The following is a 7,325-nucleotide window of genomic DNA, read 5'->3' as shown; positions in this document are numbered from 1 at the left end:
TCGGCTATGGCCGACGCGCCGACCAGCACGAATATCTGTTCGGAACGCGACGCGAGGGGCTCTACTTCGCCGCTCTCGCTTTCGCCAACAAGGCATCGACTGCTATCGGATCGCTGATCGCCGGACAGGCTACGACCATCGCGAGATGGCCTCGCAGGCAAGCCAATGGTTCAGATAAAAATCGAACTTCCAAAAGATATTTGGAAAGTTACGGTGCTTGGAGCAGGCCTGCCTTGGCTGATTTATACCATAGCCACGATGTCATATACGGTAGGGCGGAGCGACTGCCACGAGCAGTGGGATTTCCCGGTTTGGCTCTGCTGGATGCCGTGGGCGATTAGATGTCTTTGGATGGGCATATTCTTAATTTCATTGCGCGGCTGCGTCGCGCGCGAAATCGCGATGGAAAATTCATCCATCAATATCTGCGTCACGCGCGCCAGCTCATCCTGCTGGGTCCGAGGCAGATGGTCGATGTCTTTTCGCACGCCGGGATTCTCGCCGCCTGAACCCTCAGTAGCAAGCCTGAACTATGCCGAGCCGATCAAAACCAAGCCCCTGGCAAGCGGAGATATCCCACGCCCACTCGGCATAGTGTGACGCTCGGCATAGCCCACAGACTATGAGGTCAGGACGGACGACCTGACAACAATCCTGGCATCAATTCGTTGTCTGCGGGACATTGTCGCCCTTGTCTGCCGCAAGCGCCTCGAAACCCTCCGCGTGGCGGCCGGGCTATAGTGCCGGCGCCGCAAATGGCCGCAACAGGCCCATCAACGCCCCTTAGCACCCTGTAGATTCAGCGCCCTTTCGAGGAGTCATCGGCCGTCGGGATTTCGCCCGGCGGGAGCTGCGTTCGTGACACCCACCAGACTGCTGATCGGCCAGATCCTCATCGTCTTCGCGATCGTGATCGTTGGGGTCTGGACCGCGACGCAATGGGCAGCGGCGATGCTCGCCTATCAGCCAGAGCTCGGCCGGCCCTGGCTGATCGCCGGCCATGTGCCCGTCTATCGGCCGTGGGCGCTGTTCTGGTGGTGGTATCATTATGATGCCTATGCGCCGCGGGTCTTCAGCAAGGCAGGCATGCTCGCCGGCGCTTCCGGCTTCTTCGGCTGCGGCGCCGCAATCCTCGGTTCGCTGTGGCGGGCGCGGCAGCGCCGCGACGTCACGACCTATGGCTCGGCGCGCTGGGCGAGCTCGCGTGAGATCGAGCGCGCGGGCCTGCACCGCGAGAGCGGCGTCATGCTCGGTCGGCTGGGCGGGCGCTATCTGCGCCATGACGGTCCCGAGCATGTCATGTCCTTCGCGCCGACCCGGTCGGGCAAGGGTGTCGGCCTGGTCGTGCCCACCCTCTTATCCTGGATCGACTCCGCCGTCGTCCACGACATCAAGGGCGAAAACTGGACGCTGACCGCCGGCTGGCGCGCTCGCTTCTCGCACTGCCTGCTGTTCAACCCGACCGACCCGCGCTCGGCGCGCTACAATCCGCTGCTCGAGGTCAGGCGCGGCGCCAACGAGGTGCGCGACGTCCAGAACATCGCCGATATCCTGGTCGATCCCGAAGGCGCGCTCGAACGGCGCAACCACTGGGAGAAGACCAGCCATTCGCTGCTGGTCGGCGCGATCCTCCACATCCTTTATGCCGAGGAGGAGAAGACGCTCGCCCGGGTCGCGACCTTCCTGTCCGATCCGCAGCGCAGCTTCGTCTCGACGCTCGGGCAGATGATGTCGACCAATCATCTCGGCACGGTCGACGCGCCGCGCGTCCATCCAGTGGTCGCGTCGGCCGCGCGCGAGCTGCTTAACAAGAGCGAGAATGAACGCTCGGGCGTGCTGTCGACCGCAATGTCGTTTCTTGGGCTCTACCGCGACCCGACCGTCGCGATGGTGACCTCGCGCTGCGACTGGCGGATCGCCGACCTTGTCGAAGGCGAGCGGCCGGTGTCGCTCTATCTGGTCGTCCCGCCGTCGGACATCAGTCGCACCAAACCGCTCGTCCGCCTCGTCCTCAACCAGATCGGCCGGCGCCTGACCGAGCGACTCGACCCGCCCGGGCTCGGGCCGCGCCGGTACCAGCTGCTGATGATGCTCGACGAGTTCCCCGCGCTCGGCCGCCTCGACTTCTTCGAGACGAGCCTCGCCTTCATGGCCGGTTACGGCATCCGCGCCTTCCTGATCGCGCAGAGCCTCAACCAGATCGAAAAGGCCTATGGTGAGCATAATTCGATCCTGGATAACTGCGCTGTTCGAGTCTCGTTTGCGACCAATGACGAGCGGACGGCGAGGCGCATTTCCGACGCACTTGGCACCGCGACCGAGCTGCGCGCGATGCGCAACTATGCCGGGCATCGCCTCGCGCCCTGGCTCGCCCATGTCATGGTCAGCCGCCAGGAGACCGCACGCCCGCTGATGACGCCCGGCGAAGTGATGCAGCTACCGCCGACCGACGAGCTGGTGATGGTCTCCGGCCTCCCACCGATCCGCGCGACCAAGCTGCGCTATTTCGAGGACGCAAACTTCTGCGGCCGGGTCAAGCCGGCGCCGATGCTCTCGATCGGCACCTATGCCGACCGGCCGCGGCAGCGCGCGAACGACTGGGGCCGCTTCGCCCGGCTGCCCGACGCCCGGCTTGCGCAGTCGGCGGAGGCTGAAGGTGCCGAGGAGGATGGCGGCATGGAGCAGCAGCGGCATCCCGGCCTTGCCGAGGAGGGCATCGTCCGCCCCATCGACCCCGATCAGCCGGTGCAGCCCGGCATGGATGACGACGATACCGTCGCCGTCGACCAGCGCGCCATGGACCAGGCCCGCGCCCTGACCAATGTCACGCGCGGCTATGGCCTGAACGACGCCGATCATGGCGACCTGATCCCGGGCTTCGGGTCATGAAAGTCCGGCAGAATCTCTATATCGACCGTGCACTGAGCGATGCACTGGAGGCGATCGCCTCGGGTCCGGGCGGAAACAAGTCGCGGCTCGTCAACGACGCCCTCGCCGACTGGCTCGCGCGGCACGGGGCCAGGGAAATCGACGACCTCCCGAAGGTCAGGCTCGACCGCATGTCGCGCGACATAGGGCTAGTGCGCCGCGACATCGACCTGATCCTTGAGAGCCTCGCACTGGTCGTCCGCTGCCAGTTGCTCCTCACCACGCCACTGCCCGACACTGACACCGCCGCGCGCGCAGTGGGTAGGGACGGGCTCGAGAAGTTCGTCAGCCAGGTCGGGCGCCCGCTCGCGCCGGCCGGGCCGGCGGAGGCGCGGCCATGAGCGGCGGTCCGATCGACACGGTTTCCGAAGGGCGCAGGCGCGCCATGCTGCGCACCGCGATGGGGCCGACCATCGCCGCCGCGCTCGCCGACAGCCAAGTGCTCGAGGTGATGATCAACCCCGACGGCGCGCTCAGGCTCGACCGGCTCGGCGAGGGGCGGACCGACACCGGGCTGCGCTACGATCCGGCCCAGGTCGAACGGATCATCCGCCTCGTCGCCAGCCACGCACGGACCGAGGTCCATGCCGTATCGCCGATCATCTCGGCCGAGCTGCCGCCGCATGGCGAAGGGGCAGGGGAGCGGTTCGAAGGCGTGCTGCCGCCGGTGTCGCTCGCGCCCTGCTTTTCGATCCGCAAGCCCGCGACCCGGCTCTACACGCTGTTGGACTATGTCGCCGACGGGATCATGTCGCCCGACATCGCCCGGCTGCTGTCGCTGGCGGTCGTCGATCGTCGCAACATCCTCGTCGCCGGGGGCACCAGCTCGGGCAAGACCACGCTCGCCAATGCGCTCCTCGCCGAGATGGCGCATCTCGATGAACGTGTCATCCTGATCGAGGACACCCGCGAGCTCCAGTCGCCAGCGCTCGATACCGTGGCGCTCCGGACACGCGCGGGCAGCGTGACGATGGCCGATCTGGTGCGCTCGACGCTGCGCCTGCGGCCCGACCGGATCATCGTCGGCGAGGTTCGCGGCGGCGAGGCGCTCGACATGCTCAAGGCCTGGAACACCGGCCACCCAGGCGGGATCGCAACCGTCCACGCCAACAGCGCAACGTCGGCGCTGCTGCGGATCGAGCAGCTGATCCAGGAAGCCGTCGTCACCGTGCCGCGCCGGCTGATCGCCGAGGCAATCGACATGATCGTCTTCATTTCAGGCCGCGGCATCGATCGTCGGGTCGACATCGTCGCCCGGCTGGCCGGACTAGATCCGGATGGCGGCTACAAGCTCGTCGACCTCTCCCCCCAGCACCGCAGCGCATTCGAAGGAGATTGATCATGCGCCTGTTCGCGTCCCGACTACGCCATCTTCGCCGCACCGTGCCCGCGCTTGGCCTCGCGATGCTGTTCGCGCCGCCTGCCTTTGCGAGCGGCACCGGCATGCCCTGGGAGCAGCCGCTCCAGCAGGTCCTCGAATCCGTCCAGGGCCCGGTCGCCAAGATCATCGCGGTGATGGTGATCATCACCACCGGGCTGACGCTTGCGTTCGGCGAGACGGCGGGCGGCTTTCGACGGCTCATCCAGATCGTCTTCGGGCTCTCGATCGCGTTCGCGGCATCGTCCTTCTTCCTCAGCTTCTTCAGCTTCGGCGGGGGAGCGCTGGTCTGATGGTCGCCTCGGGCACCCGGCATGTCGATGGGTTCGAGGCGCCGATCCATGGCAGCCTTGGACAAGCCATCCTGCTCGCCGGCGCACCACGCGGGATCGCGATCGTCAACGGGACGATCGCCGCCGCGGTCGGGCTCGGCCTCCAGCAGTTCCTGGTCGGGCTGGTCCTCTGGGCGGCCGGCCACAGCATCGCCGTGTTCGCCGCGCGCCGCGACCCGGACTTCGCACCCGTCCTCCTTCGCCATCTCCGCCAGAGGAGCTATTTCGCATGCTAGCCCTGCGTGAATATCGCGTCCGCGCCGACCGCATCGCCGATCATCTGCCCTGGGCCGCTTTGGTCGCGCCCGGCGTCGTCCTCAACAAGGACGGCAGCTTTCAGCGGACGCTCGCCTTTCGCGGGCCCGATCTCGAAAGCGCGACCGAGGCGGAGCTGGTCGGCGCCTGCGCGCGCGCCAACAATGTGCTCAAGCGCTTCGGGACGGGCTGGGCGCTGTTCTTCGAGGCCGAGCGGCGCGCAGCGCCCGGCTATCCCGCGAGCAGCTTTCCCGATGCTGCGTCCTGGCTGGTCGACGAAGAGCGCCGCGCCGGCTTCGAGGCCGAAGGCGCGCATTATGAGAGCCGCTACCATCTGACCCTCGTCTTCCTGCCCCCGCCCGACTCGAGCGACGCGGCCGGCCGGTCCCTGGTCGAGCGCGGTGACAAGGAGGCCGGGCGCGACTGGCGCGCGGCGCTTGCCGCCTTCATCGCCGAGACCGACCGGGTGCTCGATCTCTTTGCCGGCTTCATGCCCGAGATGCGCGCGCTCGGCTCGGCCGAGACGCTGACCTATCTCCATGACTGTATCTCGACGAGGGGCCATCCCGTCGCTGTGCCCGAGACGCCGATGTATCTCGATGGGCTGCTGGTCGACACCGCGCTCGTCGGCGGTCTCGAGCCCAGGCTCGGCGACCAGCATCTGCGCACCGTCACGGTCACGGGGTTCCCGAACCTCAGCCGGCCCGGCATCCTCGATGCGCTCAACGCGGCCGACTTCGCCTATCGCTGGGTCACGCGCTTCATCCCGCTCGACAAGACCGACGCCACCAGGGCGCTGACCCGGATCCGTCGGCAGTGGTTCAACAAGCGCAAGTCGATCACCGCGCTGCTGCGCGAGGTGATGTACAACCAGCCGGCGCAGCTGCTCGACAGCGACGCCGACAACAAGGTCGTCGATGCCGACCAGGCCCTGCAGGCGCTCGGCGGCGACTATGTCGCGTTCGGCTATTTGACCGCCACCATCACCGTTGCCGATACCGACCGCGCGCGTGCCGACGAGAAAGTCCGTGCCGTCGAGCGGATCGTGAACGGGCTTGGCTTCACCTGCGTGCGCGAGGGGTTGAACGCGGTCGAGGCCTGGCTCTCGTCGTTGCCCGGACAGGTCTATGCCAATGTCCGCCAGCCGCTCGTCCACACCTTGAACCTCGCCCATCTGATGCCGCTGTCCTCGGTCTGGGCCGGGCCGGCGGCAAACGCACATCTCGGCGGACCGCCGTTGCTCTATGCCCAGACCAGCGGCTCGACGCCGTTCCGGCTGTCGACCCATGTCGGCGATGTCGGCCATATGCTCGTCGTCGGCCCGACCGGCGCGGGCAAGTCGGTGCTGCTGGCGATGCTGGCGATGCAGTTCCGGCGCTATCCCCGGGCGCAGCTCATCATCTTCGACAGGGGCTTCTCAGCGCGCGCCGCCGTGCTTGCCATGGGCGGCAGCCATCATTCGCTCGGACCTCAGCCCGAGCATGGCGATGACGGCGGCCTCAGCTTCCAGCCGCTCCGCCATATCGACGACGAGGACGAGCGGGGCTGGGCGGCCGACTGGATCGGCGCCTTGCTGAGTCACGAGAAAGTCGTCGTCACGCCCGAGATCAAGGACGCCGTCTGGTCGGCGCTCAGCAACCTGGCCAGCGCTCCCGTCGAGGAGCGGACGCTGACCGGGCTCGGCATGCTGCTCCAATCGAATATGCTGAGGACCGCGCTTGCCCCCTATATGCTCGACGGTGCCTATGGCGGCCTGCTCGACGCGGCGGACGAACGCTTCACCAAATCTCAGGTCCAGTGCTTCGAGACCGAGGCGCTGATGCTGCGGAAAGGGCTGGTCGCGCCGGTCCTCACCTATCTCTTCCACCGCATCGAGCGGCGTTTCGACGGGCGGCCGACCCTGCTCATTCTTGACGAAGCCTGGAGCCTGCTCGACGATCCGCTCTTCGCCGCCCGCATCCGCGAGTGGCTGAAGACGCTCCGCAAGAAGAATGTTTCGGTGGTCTTCGCGACGCAGTCGCTCGCCGACATCACCGAAAGCAGCATTGCACCGGCCATCATCGAAAGCTGCCCGCAGCGCATCCTGCTGCCCAATGACCGCGCGATCGAGCCGCAGAGCCAGGCCGCCTATCGGCGCTTCGGTCTGAACGACCGGCAGATCGAGCTGATCGCGCGGGCGACGCCGAAGCGGCATTATTACCTGCAATCGACCCGCGGCAATCGCCTGTTCGAGCTCGGCCTCGGCCCCATCGCTCTGGCGCTGTGCGGCGCGTCTGACCCGGACAGCCAGGCACGGATCGACGGCCTGCTCACCGAGCACGGTCCAGACGCGTTCGCCGAGCATTTCCTCACCTCCTCCGGCCTCGGCTGGGCAGCCGCGCTGCTCGGCGAGTTCGCGCCCCCCAATCCCTGATCCATCGTCTGACAAGGAG

General features: G+C 66.9%; 7 protein-coding genes. 6 read left to right on the top strand and 1 reads right to left on the bottom strand.

Going from position 1 to position 7,325, the window contains the following annotated elements:
- Positions 1–242 precede the first annotated feature (242 nt).
- Positions 243–488, bottom strand: coding sequence for a hypothetical protein (locus tag ABD050_RS10130; RefSeq protein ID WP_343889189.1), 246 nt, complete (start codon positions 486–488; stop codon positions 243–245).
- Positions 489–858: 370 nt separating this feature from the next.
- Here ABD050_RS10130 and ABD050_RS10125 point away from each other — a divergent pair, with 370 nt between their 5' ends.
- Genes ABD050_RS10125 through trbE form a run of 6 tightly spaced genes read left to right on the top strand, consistent with a single transcriptional unit; the run spans position 859 to position 7,306 of the window.
- Complete coding sequence (locus ABD050_RS10125) at positions 859–2,889, top strand: conjugal transfer protein TraG (RefSeq protein ID WP_343889188.1); 2,031 nt, start codon at positions 859–861, stop codon at positions 2,887–2,889.
- Entirely contained in the window at positions 2,886–3,269 is a 384-nt protein-coding gene (locus ABD050_RS10120; protein ID WP_343889187.1) for a CopG family transcriptional regulator, read from the top strand. The genes ABD050_RS10125 and ABD050_RS10120 overlap by 4 nt, the downstream gene beginning before the upstream one ends.
- The gene (gene trbB, locus ABD050_RS10115; RefSeq protein ID WP_343889186.1) at positions 3,266–4,267 is read left to right on the top strand and encodes a P-type conjugative transfer ATPase TrbB; all 1,002 of its coding nucleotides are present in this window, start codon (positions 3,266–3,268) and stop codon (positions 4,265–4,267) included. The genes ABD050_RS10120 and trbB overlap by 4 nt, the downstream gene beginning before the upstream one ends.
- Positions 4,268–4,269: 2 nt before the next feature.
- Positions 4,270–4,599 (top strand): TrbC/VirB2 family type IV secretion system protein, encoded by a 330-nt coding sequence (locus ABD050_RS10110; protein WP_343889185.1) that lies wholly within the window; start codon positions 4,270–4,272, stop codon positions 4,597–4,599.
- The gene (locus ABD050_RS10105; RefSeq protein WP_343889184.1) at positions 4,599–4,874 is read left to right on the top strand and encodes a VirB3 family type IV secretion system protein; all 276 of its coding nucleotides are present in this window, start codon (positions 4,599–4,601) and stop codon (positions 4,872–4,874) included. The genes ABD050_RS10110 and ABD050_RS10105 overlap by 1 nt, the downstream gene beginning before the upstream one ends.
- The gene (gene trbE, locus ABD050_RS10100; protein WP_343889183.1) at positions 4,868–7,306 is read left to right on the top strand and encodes a conjugal transfer protein TrbE; all 2,439 of its coding nucleotides are present in this window, start codon (positions 4,868–4,870) and stop codon (positions 7,304–7,306) included. Before ABD050_RS10105 ends, trbE begins: the two co-directional genes overlap by 7 nt.
- Positions 7,307–7,325 lie beyond the last annotated feature (19 nt).

It is taken from the genome of Sphingomonas oligophenolica, assembly GCF_039522915.1.
Taxonomy (GTDB): domain Bacteria; phylum Pseudomonadota; class Alphaproteobacteria; order Sphingomonadales; family Sphingomonadaceae; genus Sphingomonas; species Sphingomonas oligophenolica.
The sequence above is the reverse complement of the archived record's forward strand: the minus strand, read 5'-3'. Positions and strand labels throughout refer to the sequence as shown.

Bases quoted from the DNA above. Each gene is read 5' to 3' on its own strand.
- ABD050_RS10120 (WP_343889187.1), top strand. From the start codon at position 2,886: ATGAAAGTCCGGCAGAATCTCTATATCGACCGTGCACTGAGCGATGCA.
- ABD050_RS10110 (WP_343889185.1), top strand. From the start codon at position 4,270: ATGCGCCTGTTCGCGTCCCGACTACGCCATCTTCGCCGCACCGTGCCC.
- trbB (WP_343889186.1), top strand. From the start codon at position 3,266: ATGAGCGGCGGTCCGATCGACACGGTTTCCGAAGGGCGCAGGCGCGCC.
- trbE (WP_343889183.1), top strand. From the start codon at position 4,868: ATGCTAGCCCTGCGTGAATATCGCGTCCGCGCCGACCGCATCGCCGAT.
- ABD050_RS10105 (WP_343889184.1), top strand. From the start codon at position 4,599: ATGGTCGCCTCGGGCACCCGGCATGTCGATGGGTTCGAGGCGCCGATC.